Source organism: Vibrio sp. 1-2 (7-a) (assembly GCF_013048515.1).
In the GTDB taxonomy this organism is placed as follows: domain Bacteria; phylum Pseudomonadota; class Gammaproteobacteria; order Enterobacterales; family Vibrionaceae; genus Vibrio; species Vibrio diabolicus.
The window spans coordinates 59370-78075 of the sequence record NZ_VHSQ01000008.1 but is presented as its reverse complement, the minus strand read 5'-3'; the positions used below and the strand labels follow the sequence as shown (position 1 = coordinate 78075).

General features: G+C 45.8%; 14 protein-coding genes. 4 read left to right on the top strand and 10 right to left on the bottom strand.

What is annotated here, in order from left to right:
• Positions 1-9: 9 nt before the first annotated feature.
• The 8 genes from FKN08_RS17700 to FKN08_RS17665 form a co-directional block, all read right to left on the bottom strand.
• Positions 10-1326 (bottom strand): BatD family protein, encoded by a 1317-nt coding sequence (locus FKN08_RS17700; protein WP_170892612.1) that lies wholly within the window; start codon positions 1324-1326, stop codon positions 10-12.
• Positions 1323-3053 (bottom strand): VWA domain-containing protein, encoded by a 1731-nt coding sequence (locus FKN08_RS17695; protein ID WP_170892611.1) that lies wholly within the window; start codon positions 3051-3053, stop codon positions 1323-1325. The genes FKN08_RS17700 and FKN08_RS17695 overlap by 4 nt, the downstream gene beginning before the upstream one ends.
• A complete protein-coding gene (locus tag FKN08_RS17690) occupies positions 3046-4116 on the bottom strand; it encodes a VWA domain-containing protein (protein WP_170892610.1) in 1071 nt (356 codons plus the stop codon). Before FKN08_RS17690 ends, FKN08_RS17695 begins: the two co-directional genes overlap by 8 nt.
• Complete coding sequence (locus tag FKN08_RS17685; RefSeq protein WP_170892609.1) at positions 4109-4687, bottom strand: DUF4381 domain-containing protein; 579 nt, start codon at positions 4685-4687, stop codon at positions 4109-4111. Before FKN08_RS17685 ends, FKN08_RS17690 begins: the two co-directional genes overlap by 8 nt.
• Complete coding sequence (locus FKN08_RS17680) at positions 4688-5650, bottom strand: DUF58 domain-containing protein (protein WP_170892608.1); 963 nt, start codon at positions 5648-5650, stop codon at positions 4688-4690. It lies immediately after the preceding gene.
• A gap of 12 nt (positions 5651-5662) precedes the next feature.
• Positions 5663-6646, bottom strand: a complete 984-nt coding sequence (locus FKN08_RS17675; RefSeq protein ID WP_170892607.1) for a MoxR family ATPase — start codon at positions 6644-6646, stop codon at positions 5663-5665.
• Positions 6647-6731: 85 nt separating this feature from the next.
• Positions 6732-8033: an anaerobic sulfatase maturase gene (locus FKN08_RS17670; protein ID WP_170892606.1), complete on the bottom strand. Its 1302-nt coding sequence runs from the start codon at positions 8031-8033 to the stop codon at positions 6732-6734.
• A gap of 104 nt (positions 8034-8137) precedes the next feature.
• On the bottom strand, positions 8138-9664 hold the full coding sequence (locus tag FKN08_RS17665; protein ID WP_170892605.1) for an arylsulfatase: 1527 nt from the start codon (positions 9662-9664) through the stop codon (positions 8138-8140).
• A 140-nt stretch (positions 9665-9804) separates the two neighbouring features.
• On the opposite strand from FKN08_RS17665, the gene FKN08_RS17660 reads away from it, so the two are divergent.
• The gene (locus FKN08_RS17660; RefSeq protein WP_170892604.1) at positions 9805-10662 is read left to right on the top strand and encodes a LysR family transcriptional regulator; all 858 of its coding nucleotides are present in this window, start codon (positions 9805-9807) and stop codon (positions 10660-10662) included.
• A 123-nt stretch (positions 10663-10785) separates the two neighbouring features.
• On the opposite strand, the gene FKN08_RS17655 is transcribed toward FKN08_RS17660, so the two are convergent.
• Entirely contained in the window at positions 10786-12333 is a 1548-nt protein-coding gene (locus FKN08_RS17655) for an arylsulfatase (RefSeq protein ID WP_046875994.1), read from the bottom strand.
• A gap of 330 nt (positions 12334-12663) precedes the next feature.
• On the opposite strand from FKN08_RS17655, the gene FKN08_RS17650 reads away from it, so the two are divergent.
• The 3 genes from FKN08_RS17650 to FKN08_RS17640 all read left to right on the top strand — a co-directional run bounded on the left by FKN08_RS17650 (position 12664) and on the right by FKN08_RS17640 (position 15689).
• Entirely contained in the window at positions 12664-13035 is a 372-nt protein-coding gene (locus tag FKN08_RS17650; RefSeq protein ID WP_237310952.1) for a winged helix-turn-helix domain-containing protein, read from the top strand.
• Positions 13036-13124: 89 nt separating this feature from the next.
• Complete coding sequence (locus FKN08_RS17645; RefSeq protein ID WP_170892603.1) at positions 13125-15479, top strand: fatty acid cis/trans isomerase; 2355 nt, start codon at positions 13125-13127, stop codon at positions 15477-15479.
• Positions 15480-15497: 18 nt separating this feature from the next.
• The gene (locus FKN08_RS17640) at positions 15498-15689 is read left to right on the top strand and encodes a hypothetical protein (RefSeq protein ID WP_005376565.1); all 192 of its coding nucleotides are present in this window, start codon (positions 15498-15500) and stop codon (positions 15687-15689) included.
• A 49-nt stretch (positions 15690-15738) separates the two neighbouring features.
• Here FKN08_RS17640 and torS read toward each other — a convergent pair whose 3' ends face one another.
• On the bottom strand, positions 15739-18702 hold the full coding sequence (torS, locus tag FKN08_RS17635; protein ID WP_170892602.1) for a TMAO reductase system sensor histidine kinase/response regulator TorS: 2964 nt from the start codon (positions 18700-18702) through the stop codon (positions 15739-15741).
• Positions 18703-18706 lie beyond the last annotated feature (4 nt).

Genomic DNA, 18706 nt, shown 5'->3' with positions numbered 1-18706 from the left:
CGCCCCATTTTATTCATTGCCATCTCTTCCAATGACTTTGTCCAGTTCTGGTAACGCTCGCGGTATACGGAATTTAAAGCGTTGTTGTTTGGTCTGGATCTTGCGCCACATCGACTTCATTAAATGAGCGCTATTTTCACCATTTTGCATTCGCGACGCACTTTTTTGCCACGATTCACTCGTATCGGCTTTGGTCATTTCCAGCTCTGCCGTATTTAAACGCAATTGTTTGTACAATACGGTCCTTGCTTCAGACCAACGTTTAGTCTTTAACAGACGGTGGAACGTCAACCATGCTGGTGTCGGTCTGTTGCGGTAGTAACGCTTAATGGCTACCAATGAAATAATCACAAAACCCAGCAATACAAGCGTGGATACAATCCATGCAAAGTACGTTTTGATGAAGGATTTCAACGTGTGCTTCGCGGCAAATGTTTTGCCCTCTAACACCACCGTTTCCACTTGCTGAGTCTTACTGTTCCACCAACGGAACTCATAATCTGGCAGGGTTAATTCACCACCTTGTTGAATCACGTACACGCTCTCTTCTGTGCGTGTTGACTGGTAATCACCACGTGTTTGCGTATCTGTAAGACGGTGCGGTTGAGGATACGCTTGGTAACGGGTTGTTGATTCTCCTTTCAACAAGTCTGGTAGCAACACAGATAGCGAATCTTGAGCTGAGATGGTGATTTTACGCGTGATTGCATCCCCAACTTTGAGTGACTCAGTGGAGGTTTCCCACTCTTGTTTTACGTCTACGTGCGTTGCAGAAAACCAAGGCGTGTCACCGCTTAACAATCCCGATGGCAAGGCGGTTTTGAACTTAATCGGCTGCGTGTAAAGTGTGCCTGACACCTTCTCGCCGTCTGGCGCCGACACCTGAACGCCCACTGCGACAGGTGGAATCACAAAATCACCAGATGCTTGCGGATACAAAGTCACTTCCCAGCGTTGACGCGACCAAGTTTGTCCGCCCTTGCGCTCCGTGAAGTTAGTGGCTAACTGATTACGCTGTTTGGCGATAACATTGGGCATTTCAATACTGCCAATTCGCGTCCCCCCCGTAAACCAGCGCGGCGTTGCCACTTCGATGGTTAAAATGACTTGCTCGTTGACACTAAAACTTGGCGTTTTACGCTTTTCTCCAGCCGTTGGTTGTTGACCAACCCACGCTTGCAACTCAACACCATGATTGCGTTGAAGAGCGTAAATATCCTGAGCGAAAACGTGACGACTTACGAACAGACTCAAACAAACCACTAACCATGCCACTATCCGTACAGGAAGAGCAAAAGAGTTAACGCGATGGACATTCATCATCATTGGGCAGCCTCCTCTGTATTGTGTTCCGTTGTCGTAGTTGAGCTACCCGTTGTTGGCGAGCGTAATTGAATTTGAAATTTAGCCCGTAAGAAATACTTCGGATCCGCTTCGACTCGCTTTAGCCACTTGTCGGCTAATTCTTGGCTACCTAAGATGTCGTCTGCGCTTAACGTCTCTTTAATCATCAACTCTGCTGACGTTTGTTCATCCGCCCCTTCTGCGGTTTGAGGGTTGTCGCCTAGCTCGGTTGACGCCTCTTGCTCTGTTCCGGCTTGGCTTTCACTCATCTGATTTATCTCATCGACGATGCCAGCAATCACTTTCAAGTTGTGCTCAACATCAGGTCTTAACGACTCGCTCAACGTTGGCTTGCTGGCTAGGGATTTTAACAAGTCACGAGCAGCCAAATATTCACGCTGGCGCGCCAATGCGCTCGCCGCATTGTAAAGACCGTAATCTCGAACCTCTTCGGACGGGTCGTTTTGCATTTCCAAAAACGCACTGTGCGCGAGCTCAAACTCGCTTGCGTAGTAGTACGCCGTGCCTTTGCGTAATGGATCGACAAAGTGTTTTGCAGCTTCTAAATACGCTTGTTGGTTGAACAAACGCTGTCCTTGTTGGTCTGGCGTCAGCCACAAATCCCACCACCATTGTGCCACCTTGTCGAAGGTCGTCACTTTTTGCACAACTTGTGGCTGCTCGGCTTTCACAGAAATGTTCTCCGCCATTGCACTGGTCGGCATCAACAGTGTACCGCTCACCATTGCAATCACGCACCACTGCACTAACCACCCTTTTCTAAACCACAGCATCATGATCAACGCGATTGGGAACAGCAGTTGATAACCCATGTCTTTCCAAGGCATTGAAGATTCGCCATTAAGCTGCATATTGCGCTCAACGTATCGATTCAGTTGTTCGATATCACTGTTATCGACCGTCACTTCCACCAATCGACCGTTGGTTTGGCTGGCCAGTTTTTGCAGAGAATCCAAATCCATCGGGTTGTTACTCACGATGTCTGTATTCCCCGCAGCAAGAATTAACAGTTGATAAGGTTTACCTTCAAAATACGCTTGGTATTGCTTAATCGTGGCCGGGTTCACGCCATCGCTCACCAACAAAACGGTGGAGCCTGGTTGACCTTGCAATTGTTGATCAATTAACGGCAAGGCTTTTTCAGCAAGCTTACCTTGCACGGGCATGATTTCTGGCGTAATGGCCGCCAAGAATGGGTCAAATACTTTGCTGTCTTGAGTCACAGGCATCGCCACATGAGCACTGCCCGCAAACACGACTAAACCCGTTTTTCCGCCTTTTCGCGCAACTAACAAATCGCGTATTTTCTGTTTGGAACGCTCAAGGCGGCTTGGTGGGAGATCTTTTTGCAGCATCGAGTCGCTGTTATCAAGCACCACAAGCAGAGAGGCTTTATCTTCACCAAAGGGAGAAGATTCACGTTGCCACGTTGGGCCTGCACAAATCACAATGGCGATTAGTACAATCAGCATCAAGAGCTTAAGCGGCAGTTGCTTGCGCCAACCTCGCTCGCCTATCGTCAAAGCATTGCGTAAATGTTCGGGCAGAATATCCTTCCAGCTTGGTTTGCTTTCTTCTCGCCAGCGCAACCACACCAAGAAAAACATGGGGATCAAAGCCATTAACCACAGCGGTCGGATAAAATGAAACTGCGTAAAGAATTGCGTCCAACTAAGAGAATCAAACATCGCTCTCTCCTAATGATGATCGTGTTGCAGCCCTTCTTTTGAGTGTCGCGACGCTGAACGCGAGTAAATGCATGATGACCACTAACGCCATCAAGTAATAGTGAAGGCTTTGTTTTGGGCGGTATGTGGTGCTTTCGTAAAGTTGAGGTTCCAGTTTGCCAATCTCGTCGTAGGCAGCCGACAGTTCATCACGGTTGAGAGCTTCAAACGCTTCACCGCCGGATTCTTTCGCAATGCGATGAATCGTGTCCATATCCAACGCGGTTTCACCTATCGTTTCCGGATCGCCCATCGCAATCACGTGCACTCGCACGCCTTTGGCTTTCGCCACTTTCGCCGCATCAATCGGTTCGACAAAGCTGCCCGTGTCGTTACCATCGGTTAATACAATCGCGACTTTTTCACGGTTTTGATCTTGTTCTAAAGCACCACGCGACTTATCGCTTTGCTCAAAAACTTTAATCGCTAAGCCAATTGCATCACCAAGATGGGTACTCTGCCCTGCCATCGCCACATCGGTTTGGTTAAGCAGTTCGAGCCACACTTTTTGGTCAGCGGTAAATGGCGTTTGCACAAAAGCGGCATCACCAAAAAGAACCAAGCCTAATCGGTCACCTTTACGAGACTGAACAAACTCCGTCAGCACTTCTTTTGCCGCATCAAGGCGAGAAATTTTTTCACCTGTACGAGAGGTGAAATCAGGCTCAGCCATGGAACCCGAAAGATCCACCACGACCATCACATCGCGCCCTAAACTCTCGCGAACTTGAGGCTCGCCTAACACGGTGGGTTTGGCTATCGCACACACCACCAAAAGCCATGAGAGAATTAACGTTGCTCGTTGCCACCAGCTTGGGGTTAACTGGCTTGCACCTTCTGATGGCGTCTCGCCAATCGCTTCCACCAACTGACTAAAAAACGGCACTTTGATCGCCATTTGCTTAGTGCGATATGCAGGCACCAAGTAGTACACCACCAATGGCAGCGGCAAAATCAGAAACCACATTGGGTGAGCAAATTCGAAACCAGACAAACCAGTTAGCGATGCAAGAAGATCATTCATGTTGACCTCCCTGATTTGCTTTGCGTTTCAATAATGGAGATTTCTTTGCCGCGCTTTTTTGAGCATCACAACGGTGTTCACTCACCCAGTTTTTCGCACGAGCAATAAGCGTTACTCGCTCTTCGTTGGTTAGTATAACGCTTGGGTCAACAATACTTTGTAGCCAGCGCTTTGAAAGCTCATCGTTAAAGACCACTTGCGAGTTTGCTTGAGAATCTCCGGTTTGCGGATATAGCGCATCGAGCTTGCGCAAAAAGGCGGTATCAAACAATTTCGCGTTACGGCTATCAAAATGAATCAACACAATTTTAAGCACAGAGAACAATGCTTTAGGCATGCCTTTGTCGCTCGGTTTGATTTGCGAAATCGTCAACAGAGCTTCTTGTCGGTAGCGGTTACACCACCACTGTTGAGCCAAGCGATACGCGACATACACCAATGCAACGAGCGCAAGCGCCGCTAAAATTTTCCAGCCAATAGTTTGCGGGTACCAACTCACGCTGGATGGTACGGCCACATCATGCAGCTCTCTGAGTATGTAGGTACTCGGAGGCGTAGGAAGACCACTCATTTAACGCCCTCCTACCAGTTTTTGAAATTGTTTAATGTGCTCGCCTGTCGTATCGAGTTCGATGTGCGGAAGGTGTTTCATCGCCATAAGTTGAGAGAGTGATTGACGCTGTAAGCTAGTTCGAGCCTCAAGCTTTGCGCTCGCGGCCTCTACCTTTGCTTGGCTGTCTAAATTGAGTTGATACTGCCCATCACCAACCACCCATTTCGATTTTGCCAAATCGTCTGGTAGCGCTTGTTCTAATGGGTCACTGACCATCACGGCGAGAACATCGTTGTGCTGTTGTAGCTGTTTAAGGTGGTCAAGATGGTGCTCCTCGCAGTCGCTCCAGTCGCTGATAAAAATCAAAGTGGATTGTTTGAGCTTCATGCGTTTAATGAGCTCAATCCATTGACTGAACGTCACTTTTTCGGAGTTGCGGGAGTCCACATTGAGCGATTGATTGGCTTTAGCGAGAAGCTTAAGTTGAGCCAGAAGATCGTTTTGCGAACGCTGTGCCTTGCTGTGAAACAACGCCTGCGGGGATGCGATGACAAAACCGACTCGGTCGCCATCTTTTAATACTCGCCACCCACACATCGCTGCGATCTCTGCCGCGACAACTGATTTCATTACTTGCGTCGAAGCAAAAAACATTGTGCTTCTCTGGTCGACACACACGATTACGTTGCGATCTTTTTCTTCTGTATAACTGCGTACGTGCGGCTTACCTGTACGCATCGTAACTTTCCAATCAAGGTTACGAATATCGTCACCCAATTGGTAATGGCGCAGCTCTTCGAAGTTCAATCCACGACCGCGAAACAACGAATTGTGTCGGCCAGAGAGTACGCTACCCGCCTTTAGGTGAGGAAGTAAACTGAATGATTCTGCTTGTGCTTGCAGACGTACTAAACGAGCGTAATCGCAGTACAAACGGGGATCCATCCCCTGTGATTTTGGCGCAAGAGTTGGCTTAGCCATAATGCCTCCCACTTACCCAATTTCTACACAATCTAGCAGCTCTTGTACGACTCGTTGGTGATCGACTCCGTCTGCTAGTGCATCGTAGGTCAAAGAAAAACGGTGGCCCAATACAGACGGAACCATGGCACGCACATCGTCAGGAGTAACGTGGTCACGTCCTTGCATCCACGCATACGCACGAGCGCATTTGTCTAGTGCGATGGAAGCACGAGGACTAGAGCCAATCTCAATCCATTTTGCTAAGTTTGAATCGGCATAACGCTCTGGCTTACGAGTCGCCATCACTAACGCGACGATGTAGTTTTCCACTAGATCTGACACAACAATATCAGGTAGTTGACGACGTGCTTCTAGCACCACGTCAGGTTCGATGTGTTTTGGCGTAATAATTTCGCTGCTGGTTTCCGCGCCCAATTCTTCACTGCGCACCAAACGAATGATGTTACGTTCGGCTTCATCTTCTGGGTAATCGACGGTAACCTTCATGATAAAACGGTCCATTTGTGCTTCTGGCAGCGGATACGTGCCCTCTTGTTCTACTGGGTTTTGCGTTGCAAGCACCATAAACAAGTCTGGCAATACGTGAGTTTTATCACCTACCGTGATTGTGCCTTCGGCCATGGCTTCAAGCAGTGCTGCTTGTACTTTGGCTGGCGCACGGTTGACCTCATCGGCAAGCACTATGCTGTTAAAAATTGGCCCTGGCTGAAAATGGAGTTGCGGCTTGCCATCCAATTCTTGATAAACCTCGGTTCCCTTCACGTCCGATGGCAAAAGGTCCGGCGTAAACTGGATTCGACCAAAACTGGTGTTTAACAAGTTGGCCAACGATTTTACAGAACGTGTTTTTGCCGTTCCCGGCAAACCTTCTAGAAGAATGTGCCCGTTCGTTAATAACCCGATGACTAAAGCTCGAACCACGTGGCTTTGTCCAATGACGCTTTTTTCTGTTTGTTCGATGAGTTCTTTTATCGCTTGTTGTGCATGGTTCATAGGGTACCTTTTCAGTGGTTTAAGCCGTCTTTTCAATAGTTAAGTATAAGAACAAATGAAATAACTTAAGGTTATATTCACTATGTTATCTTTGCGGTTCTTCAGATTGGAGAAGCTGTGCAAGACCAACCAACATCGGTAACGCGTAATCAAAGAACATTTTGATTCCCGAACACAGATAGTTTAGTCCAGCCTCGCCATTCGGCGTTTTGATCAGACGGTTTTTCGGACACTCGCCCCAGCAATAAGGCAAGTAGGCACACTGCTTACAATACGTCGGCAAAGATTCGCGCTTTGCCATGCCAAAGGTATATTGTCGTGTAGAGAAAGCCATGTCATTCAATGAGTGTTCATGAATATTGGCGAGTTTGTATTCTGGGTACACATAGTGGTCGCAACTGAACACGTCGCCATTGTGCTCAATCGCCAAGCCTTTGCCACAAAACTCAGCTGTCACGCAAAGCTGAGACGGTTTCCCCATTACTTGCGCTACCGCGGTTTCAAACAGGTTAACCAGTACACGGCCAAGATCGTTATTCACCCACTCTTCAAAGGTCGCCATTAAAAAGCGTCCCCAGTCTTCAGGATCGACCGTCCAATCCGTCACAACAGACATTGGATGACCCGGTTTCGCCAGATCACTGCCTTTGGTTGGGATCATCTGTTCGTTCCAAAACTGCGGTGCGGTTGTTTGGAAGTCGTTCGCTTCAACCACCGGTGCAAACTGAATGTATGTCACACCCAATTCTTGAGTTAAAAATCGATACACTTCGAGCGGGTATTTCGCATTGTGACGATTCACCGTCACCAACGCGTTGAATTTCACGCCATGCGCTTTGAGCTTATCTACCGCTTTCATCACCAGATCAAACGTCGGCTTACCGCTGCGGGTTTTGCGATATTTGTCGTGCAGCTCTCGTGGCCCATCAATCGACAAGCCAACTAGGAAGTTGTGCTCTTTTAAAAACGCGCACCACTCATCGTTTAGCAAAATGCCGTTGGTCTGAAGGTCGTTTTCAATGCGAACGCCTTTCGGCTGATGTTTCTTTTGCAGAGCTACGACATTGCGGAAGTAGTCCAACCCAAGCAGCGTTGGCTCCCCGCCCTGCCATGAGAAAACAATTTCTTCGCCATCCTGACTTTCGATGTAGCTTTTCACGAACGCTTCCAATGTTGCGTCGTCCATTTTTGGCTGCTTTTCTTGGTGCAGTAGATTTTCTTTATGCAGATAAAAGCAGTACTGACAATCAATATTGCATTTTGCTCCGCCTGGCTTTGCCATCACATGGAATCGACGGTCGTACGCACCCGGAACCGTTGCTTTAGACGCCGTTTTAAGAGGAACAATAGGCATAGTAGTAGAATGGCGAGGGGAAATCTTACTCATACGTTTCTCACTATTTAATATACCCAAATAACCTCGTAATCACATTCAGCGGAATTGAAGCTATTTGGGTATATAGCGCTCCGAAAAGCGCTATATAATCTTAATTACTTAGAAGACTTAGGTACGAACGAACCTGCTTCCATGCGAGGTGGGAACTCTTTAAACGTACCCATTACCTCTTTCACTTTCTCTACCGCTGGCATCATTAGGAATGAACGCTCGTACATCCAACGAGAGTACCCCATACCTTGGTCACCACGTTCGAATGGGTCGATACTCAAGTCGAAGATCAATGGAACACGAAGTTTAGTAAACGGCTTGCGCCATACATCCATACCCGTTTCATTCTCTTGAATCATAAAGTGGAACTTGTACTTTCCTTGGCGTAATGCCACAAGATCACCGTCATCGCTCCAGTAAACGAATTCGTTACGAGCAGATTTGTCTGACTTACCCGTTAGATATGGCAGTTGGTTGTAACCATCTAGGTGAACTTTATAGTCCATATCACCAACTTTCTTACCTTTTAGTAATTCATCTTTAACTTTGGTGTCACCCGCTGCAGCAACCAATGTCGGGAAGAAATCCTCTAATGACATCATGCCGTTGAACGTTTTACCTGCTTCGATGTTTCCAGGCCATTTAATCAACATCGGCACACGGAAACTGCCTTCCCAGCCAGTGTTTTTCTCAGAGCGGAATGGTGTCATCCCTGCATCAGGCCACAAATCAACCATAGGGCCGTTGTCAGTGGTGTAAACAATGATTGTATTGTCATCCACACCCAACTCTTTGATCTTGTTAAGTAGGTGACCAATTTGATCATCGTGCTGCTTCACGCCATCTGCATAAAAACCAGCGCCTGTTTTACCTTTATAATCATCAGGTACGTGCGTGAAGTTGTGCATGCGAGTGGTGTTAAACCAAGTAAAGAACGGCTTATCTGCTTTTACTTGTTTTTCTATGAAGGTTTCCGCAGCATCAAGGAATTCACCGTCAACATTTTCCATACGCTTACGCGTAAGTGGACCGGTATCTTCAATTTTACCGTCAGCGTAAGAGTGGATTACGCCACGAGGGCCAAATTTCTTCTTGAACTCTGGATCTTTAGGATAATCCACGTTCTCTGGCTCTTCTTCCGCGTTCAAGTGATATAGGTTGCCGAAAAACTCATCAAAACCGTGGTTGGTAGGAAGGTGTTCGTCTCGGTCGCCTAAATGGTTCTTACCAAATTGTCCGGTTGCATAACCCATTTGCTTAAGCACGGTTGCAATCGTTGGATCTTTTTCCGAGATACCTTGCGGAGCGCCTGGTAAGCCCACTTTTGATAGACCAGTACGTTTTGGCATTTGACCAGTAATGAATGCAGAACGGCCTGCTGTCGAACTTTGCTGTGCGTAGAAGTTAGTGAACTTCGCACCTTCTTTAGCAATGCTATCGATGTTCGGCGTGTTGTACGCCATCATGCCTTGGTTGTAGGTACTAAGGTTCCAGTAACCAACATCATCACCAAAGATGACAAGAATGTTGGGTTTGTCCGCTGCGTGTGCAACTGCAGATGCAGCGCCTAATGCTAACGTACATGCGTTAAGTACGAGTTTTTTACTGCTCGTTTTGGTCGCATTTTTCATATTATCTCCAAGAGTTCGCTAGTGCGTAAAAATGGTATTCGCTTTTCAATACCATTGTTGATATAAGATAAAGCACTAATTTCAGGCGATAAATGCAGTCAGAATTAGTTAACCTATAAATTAAATTTATGAGTAACGTTATGGACTTGAATTTGATCCAAACTTTTCTTGTTGTCGCGGAGTTCCAATCTTATACAAAAGCCGCGGAACAATTGGGGCTTACGCAACCTGCTGTGAGCGCTGCAATAAAGCGTTTAGAACAAGTGGTCGATAAGCAATTATTTGTCAAAAAAGGGCGAGGTATCGCACTAACATCTACCGCCTATCAGCTGCTACCGCAATTCCAGCAAGCGGTTAATATCATTGATAATGCGATATCCGATAAGAATCATTTTGAAGTGTGTTGTTCCGAAATTTTATTGCACATTATGGACCCGATAAAGAACACTATTTTTTATGAATCGCCACCCGAAAAGTTCTTATTATTTGAGCTTCTAAGACAACAAAAAGTCGATCTTGTAATTGATACTGTTATCACAAAAGATGCAGCGTTTATTATTGAAGATGCCTACGAAGAAGAGGCGGTGATTATCTGTCGTGAGAACCATCCCCGTGTTCAGGGCACGCTCACAAAAGAGCAATTTTATGAGGAAACTCACTGTTTATTTTCAGGGAAATGGAACAACATGTCGGGGTTCGAGCAGCTAGCAAAGGAAACAATTCAAGAAAGAAAAGTCGACTTGATCACATCTTCGCTAGCGGGCATGGCGCTGTATGTCGCCCAAAGAGATAGTTTAGGGATCGTTTCTCAATCTTTTGCAAACAAGTGGAGAAAAGCGCTCAAACTTCAAATTTTGTCCTGCCCTATTTCTATATGCGCTATCCCTTACAAGTTCGTCTACCATAAGCGAGAGGTAAACAACCCTGCTCATATTACGCTACGTGAAAAAATTAAAGCCAACTTAACGGCAGCCCACTACGAGCCTGTTTCCTTATAGTGCTTGTTGATTCGCATTTTCTTTGCCATTCGTTGCTCTGAAAGCTTTTATTAGACGGAAAAAAGAGGCTCATATGAGCCTCTTTTCTATATGGTTGCATCGTATTGCTTACGTAGCACTAGCCTACTTATTTGGGTTCTCTTTTAATTTCTCCATCACCTGATCGAGCGAGAAGCTTGCCGCTTTTTGCCTTGGTGGGAACTCTTTAAACGTTTCGAGGAATCGTCCTACGTAAGCTTGGGCAGGAACCAGCATATAAGCACGGTCTAGCATCCAATCATAGTAGGTGTTGGAAGTGATATCAGCCACTTCGTAAGGGTCCATACGTAAGTTGAAGATCTTAGGAACTCGAAGTGTAGTGAATGGTTCCGCCCAAATGCGCAGCGTACCTTTTGCTCGTTGCTCCATAAAAACCAGTTTCCACTTGTTATAACGAAGTGCGGTTAAGTCTCCATCATCCGAGAAGTAAAAAATCTCTTCACGCGGTGCTTTCTCTTCTTTGCCAGTTAAATATGGCAGGAAGTTGTAACCATCGAGATGCACTTTGAATTTCTTACCATTCGCACTATAGCCTTTGAGTAATTTCTCTTTGATACTGTCATCACCCGCGGCAGCAACGAAAGTTGGCATCCAGTCCATATGGTGCATGATATCATTCGAGACAGAGCCAGCTTTAATTTTACCCGGCCAACGTACCATCGCTGGGACTCGATATGCACCTTCCCAGTTGGTGTTTTTCTCTCCACGGAATGGCGTTGTACCTGCATCTGGCCATGAGTTCATGTGTGGACCATTATCGGTTGAATAAAAGACTATCGTGTTGTCTTTTATGCCCAAATCGTCCACTTTTTTCAGTAGTTGGCCGACATGATTATCATGCTCGACCATGCCATCTGCATACTCACTGATGCCTGTTTTTCCCGAATTCTCTTCTTTCACGTGGGTGCGGAAATGCATACGCGTTGCGTTCCACCAAACGAAGAAAGGTTTTTCAGCTTTGACGGCACGATCCATAAAATCGAGAGCCGCATCCAACGTCTCTTCATCCACGGTTTCCATACGCTTGCGAGTCAGAGGCCCGGTGTCCTCGATTTTGCCGTCAGCGTACGAGCGAATAACGCCTCGTGGACCAAACTTTTTACGAAACTCTGGATCTTTAGGGTAATCGACGTTTTCTGGTTCTTCCTCGGCGTTCAAGTGATAAAGGTTGCCAAAAAATTCATCGAAGCCGTGGTTAGTAGGCAGGTGTTCGTCTTTGTCGCCTAAATGATTTTTACCAAATTGACCCGTCATATAGCCCATCGGCTTCAACATTTCGGCAATGGTGGCATCTTCTTCCTTCAAGCCAAGATCTGCGCCAGGAAGCCCTACTTTACTTAAACCCGTTCTAAGGACGGTCTGGCCGGTGATAAAAGTAGAACGGCCCGCAGTACAAGATTGTTCACCGTAATAATCCGTGAACATCATGCCCTCTTTCGCGATGCTGTCTATGTTTGGTGTTTTGTATCCCATCAAGCCGAAGGTGTAAGCACTGAGATTGGACTGGCCAATATCATCACCCCAAATGACGAGAATGTTAGGTTTCTCTGCCGCGATACTGCTACTTGTCGCGCCAATTAAGGCGGCGGCAAGAATCGCTAATCGACGTTTTACGCCATATTTCGCTGTCATATAAACCTCTGTGTGTATTAGAAAAGAGCTTCCTGCAACAGAATGTATAGTCTAGAAATAGTGGATAAGCGAATCTTAGAAATAAGAACTTTAGATACATTAACAGCTGCTCTAGTCTCCAAAATAGCTGATTATTTGCTTTAGAAATTGTGGTAATACTTATTGATTTGACGATTTAAATTGGTGCTCTTTCCGTCGTAGAGTTATTTCTTCCATATCAGAATTTTGATATGACTCAGACATATTGCATTACAAATAAAATACAGCATTGATTTCACGCCAACATTAATGATAATAGTTTTTACTATCATTAATAATTAAAATGCCAATATGTTTGAGTCTACCCTTTCGTCTGCTCCTAAGACGGCAGCTTCCGATTACGGTCTCAATAATGAATATGAGCTCGTACTGGACAAGCACAGCCATACTGTGATGATAAATCGTCCGCCAGACAAAAAGTTAGTTCAGCTTACAAGCGTTCAATTCGAGCTGCTCCGTACTCTGACTCATTATCAAGATCAAGTACTTAGCAAACCTTTCCTTTATGAAACGGTACTGAAGCGCACGTTCTCAGAGCATGACCGCGCACTCGATATGCACATTAGTAGAATAAGAAAACGACTGGTTAGCGAAGGGATTAACGCGGATCGAATTCAGACCGTTCATCGACAAGGTTATGTATTTAAGCATGCGAAAAAGTAAAGAAATCGCGGCGAATTGCTCCAACTTTTGGTAATTGACCGCTTATTTTGCTTTAATTAATGCAAATTCTAATCACGTAAAATAACTCAATGAATTTGCGCTTAATTTTTATACTTTGCATTTCTACATTGTTTGCTGGCTGCGCAACCTATGCAGGCCTTAACTATGACCAACTGTTTGGTCCACAGCTCGTTCGTGAACGTACGGCGGACGTAGCTACACCTCAAGCAAACTTCTTCCAAAGCGAAGTCAAACCCATTATGGATAACCGCTGTGTCGTCTGTCATGCGTGCTACGATGCACCATGTCAGCTTAAGCTTTCTTCCGTTGAGGGTATTGACCGTGGCGCGAGCAAAGCACTGGTATATGAAGGAACAAGACTTACTGCCGCCGCGCCAACACGCTTATTCGAAGATGCAGAAACAACCCAAGAGTGGCGCGATGCGGGTTTTCATCCGGTACTTAACGAACGTGATCAGAGCATGGCGGCCAACATTGATGCAGGCCTCATTGCACGTTTGCTACAACAAAAAGAACGCCACCCGCTGCCTGATCAAGTCCAGTTAGAAGGTTTTGATTTTTCGATAGACCGAGAACAAACCTGTCCAACAATTGAAGAGTACGAACAGTACGAAAAAGATAACCCAACCTGGGGAATGCCTTTTGGTATGCCAAACCTATCAAACAGTGAATACCACACACTGATGACTTGGCTGGAAAACGGCGCGATAATGAACGTTCACCGACCAATTAGTGAACAAGAGCAAGCTCAAATCGACAAGTATGAAACTTTGCTCAATCGCGCTGATCTAAAAAATCAACTGATGGCTCGCTATATTTACGAGCATTTGTTTTTGTCTCACCTCTACTTTTCAGAGCTCACTGAAGATCCTCGATTCTTTACATTAGTTCGTTCTTCTACTCCACCGGGGCAACCAGTAAAACGTATTTCAACACGTCGCCCGTACGATGATCCCGGGGTTGAGCGCGTGTTTTATCGAATTATTCCAGAACAAGGGACGATTGTAGATAAAACACACATGCCGTTCGCGTTAAACAAGCAACGTATTGAAAACTGGAACACATGGTTTATCGATGCTGATTACACAGTTAATCAACTACCGAGTTATGAACCTGAAGTTGCTGCAAACCCGATGACATCATTTATCGATCTTCCGGTTAAATCACGCTTCAAGTTTATGTTGGACAATGCGCAAAACACGATCATGGCTTACATTAAAGGGCCTGTTTGTCGTGGCCAACTTGCACTGAATGTTATCAATGATCGCTTTTGGATATTCTTTCTAGATCCAGATAAAGCAGATATCCCTGAAGTAAATGAGTTTTACCGCTCTCAGTCTGATAACCTAAGACTGCCAGCAGAGCAGGAAAGCAACACGCTACCTGTTACCAACTGGGTTAAATACGCGCGTCAGCAAGCTCGCTACCTAGAAGCCAAGTCTGAATTTACCAATAACTGGTTTAAGGAAGGCGAAAACCTATCCACCGACGTAATTTGGGACGGTAATGGCACCAACCACAATGCGGCATTAACGATTTTCCGCCACTTTGACAGCGCATCTGTCGTACAAGGGTTAGTTGGCGAGCAGCCGAAAACGGTATGGATTCTTGACTACGCGTTGCTAGAACGCATCCACTATTTGCTCGTTGCTGGGTTTGATGTGTACGGCAACTTCGGCCACCAACTCATGACACGAATGTTCATGGACTTCTTGCGTCTGGAAGGCGAAAGTAACTTTATATCTTTGCTGCCAACCGACATGCGTCATGAACTGCAATCAAGCTGGTATAAAGATCAAAGTCCACAGTTAAGTGACTTTTTACAACGCAACGTGAAGCCATTTAACCAACCAACCAGCGTCGAGTACAAAACTGACGATCCAAAAACAGAGTTAGTCGAGTTGCTTAGAGAACGAGTTTCAGATGTTCTTCTTCCGCGCTACGAGGTTAAAGATACTGAGCTTTCTGCTCAAAGTGAAAAACAGCTCCAACGTATTGGCCAAGTTCGTGGAGAAGGCCTGAAAACCGTTCCGCAAATCACCATGCTTATGGTGAGAAGCCAGTCTGGAAAAGATGAGTTATTCACCCTACTTCACAATAATGCACACACGAATATTTCTAGCTTGTTTGATGAAGAAAGCAACCGCGACTTTGCTAACGATGATATGACCATCGTACGTGGCGTTGTGGGAAGCTACCCAGCGGCATTTTTCTCGATCAACGAAAATCAAGTAAAAGAATTTGTCGATCAATTTAGTGCCATCCAAAATGAATCCGATTACGTTAAGTTGTTGGATAATTTTGCGATTCGCAGAAGCTCAGAAAAATTCTGGCCGTTTAGCGATCGTCTGCACAATTGGTACCGTACAAAACAACCGATCGAATTTGGATTACTTGACTATAATCGTTTTGAGAATCGATGATGATTTAAGGGGGTTCTCATGGGTATCCGAGATAACATTGCCGCTCTTGAACAACAGATTTACGTTGCTTGTTCTGAGGGAGACTACGAAACGGTCAACATGCTTGAGCATCAACTCGAATACTTGCGTGGCAAAGTGGAGCATCCTTTTGATGACGACCCTTATGCCCTAGACACTCGATTCGAGTGGGAAGATGACATGACCGAATAGAAAAAACCTCCGGCTTGCCGGAGGTTTTTGTTTTTGGGATGCAATTGATTTACTTCGCCATCAACTCATCAAGAGCTTGAATTGATTCAGACACTTGAGACACCAATTGATCTTTAGTCGCCATGTAGGTATCTAAAGGTTGAGGCGCAGCTTCAATTTCTTGGCAAGAGTTCATTAATGCCGTAAGCCCTAAACTCCCTGCGCTGCCTTTTAGTTTGTGAGCAAGGTTCTTCACTTCTTTACTGTCATTACCACCAGCAGACGCTTGCAGCTTGCTTAGTACATCGGCACTGGTCGTTCTAAACAGATTAATGATGTGCAACATCTTCTCTCTGCCCAAGATTTTCATATCGGACTCAATCACGCTCGGGTTAATGATGACCACATCTGATTCCTCTGTTTTAGGGACTTGAACAACCTTTGATTGTATCGCTTGTTCTTGAGGCGAAGTTTGATCAAACGGGGTACAGTCGGCATTTTGTGGCAACAACAACGGTTTTCCATCCAGCGCATCCTGAATCAATGCCGCTAGAGCTTCTTTTGCCAATGGTTTAGGTAAATACCCGTCAAAACCTGCAGCTAAATAGCGCTCAACTTCTTCGGCAAAAACGTGCGCAGACACTGCGATCATAGGCGTAGCAGCAAGGGCTTTATTGGCTGGTTTGTTACATTCAATTTGTTTTAAACGTTGGATTAACTCGGTTCCATCACAGTCTGGCAAGTTGATGTCGACTAAAGCGATATCAAAATCCTGCGTGCTGATCAGTTGCTCTGCCTGTGAGCCGTTTTCTGCCATCACGACCTGGTGGCCCATGCTTTCTAAAAAGCCTTCCGCAACCACTCGGTTTACTTCATTGTCTTCTACCAACAAGACTTTCGCTTTCACTTTGCAGCGCGCGGTTGCCACTGCACCGGTTTCAACAGGCTCACTTTCCTCTAATGGAATGGAAAACCAGAATCGACTGCCATCTCCTTCTTCAGAATCGACTTCTAAAATACCGCCCATCGCTTCAATGATTCGTTTACTGATGGCAAGGCCAAGCCCCGTTCCTCCAGTTTGACTCATCCCACCTTCGGCTTGCGTGAAGGCATCAAACAACGTTCTCTGATCTTTTTTGGCAATACCTATCCCGGTATCTGATACTTCGAATAGGACTTGCGACTCATCCTCTGGGTTGAGGCTAACATAGATATCAATTTCACCTTCGTCAGTAAATTTAATCGCGTTTCCGACGAGGTTGTTCAGCACCTGACTGATTCTGGTGACATCCCCTTTCCAATAGCGACTTACATCACTTTCAATATGATAGGAAAACAACAGCTTCTTCTCTTGAGCTCGGCTGTTCATTAACTGGAAAGTGTCTTCAACCATTTGGTGTAAATCGAAGCCCATGTGGCGAATCTCTAAATGCCCTGCTTCAATCTTGGAGTAGTCCAGCACATCATTCAGAATCGCGAGCAACGTTTTACCACTGCGGTTGATGATTTCCGCATAACGCTTTTGAATAGGGTTGAGGCCGGAGTCAATCAACAGACGTGCTGTTCCGAGCACTCCATTCATCGGCGTTCTGATCTCATGGCTCATGGTCGCCAAGAATGCTGATTTAGCTCGACTCGCTTGCTCTGCTTGCTTACGAGCTTTCGCGTGATTCAAAACCTCTTCATTCAAACGGCGGTTCGCTTGTTTTAACTGTGAAGTGCGTTGCTCAACGAGCTCTTCCAAATGCTCTTTGTGCTCTTCGAGCTCTCGCTTGGCTTGAGCTTCTCCCTCTGCGACCACTTTTAGCGCTTGCGCTGTATTTCGAGCCGTGATGATAGCTTGCCCCATATGCGCTAGCTCGTCTTTGCCTTTTACCTCCAGCTCGACGGCTAAGTTACCCTGCGCCACAGAAAGCAGCGCGGCAGAGTACTCTGCCAATCGCTTAACCACAGAAAGGTATACAACACGCCATAAAATCAGCACCAACACAATCAAACCAACAATTGAAATCACCGTTAGAGACCACTGAGCGAATTTCAGCGTGCTCGTCAATTCATCCACAGCGACGGTTGTCGTTTTGTTTGAATCATCAACCAATTTGTTTACGGTACCATTCAGCTCCGAAAACAATTCCAGTGTCTTTTGCATCAGTTGTTGAGATTGTTCGTTATTCTCATACTGCTGCATCAAAATAGTGAACACGACCTGACGCTTACCGAGCTCTGTTAGTAGTTGGCTCATTTGTTTAGAGCGAGTGGGATCTTCTACGGCAAGCACACGGCGCTTCATGATTTTGAGATTACTTTCAAAATCACTTTGCACCTGCTGGATTCGCTCAATATTGGTTAATGTGCGAGCTTCTTCAATTTGATTCAGCATTTTAAAAGCCAATAAGTGCAGCTCATGCAATCGCTCTGTCAGATCTAGATCCACTTCCACCAGCGCATCTAGTGCCTGATAAACTTGCGTTTTTTTATTCGATTCTAATAAGTCATAGATATGTGTGACGTTAGCAACGGCAATGGTGCTCGTGTTCTGAACTTGCGTGCGAGTTAGCTGTTCCAACTCTTCACTCAGTAAGCGCATCTCTTCGACACGAGTATCAATCTCTTTTGCCAGCCACAGCTTTCTTTCAACCGAAACACCAAGTTCTGCCAAGTTGTCGATAACGTTCTGGACGTTATTCTCGAGATCTTCTAGCAATTGAGAATCAAACGACTCACTCCCCAGCTCTTTGATATGAGTAAGCAATGATTCGAGCTGTTCGAAAAGCACACGCCCAGACTCTTTTCTTTCCTGCTCGTTTCTTGCGTTTGATAACAGTTGTACAGACGAAATGATGCGAGTACTTAACTCAGAGACTTGCCTCGCTTCAATCATGGCGGGAATTGCAGAATCCACGACATTTCTTTCCGTCTTGGCAACTAAAGAAAATCCAGACACACCAATAAGTGCCGATAACATAACCAGCATTGCCATCGCAATGAAAGACAACAAGAGTTTACGACCGATGCTTGCGGTTGCTAGCAACATATTT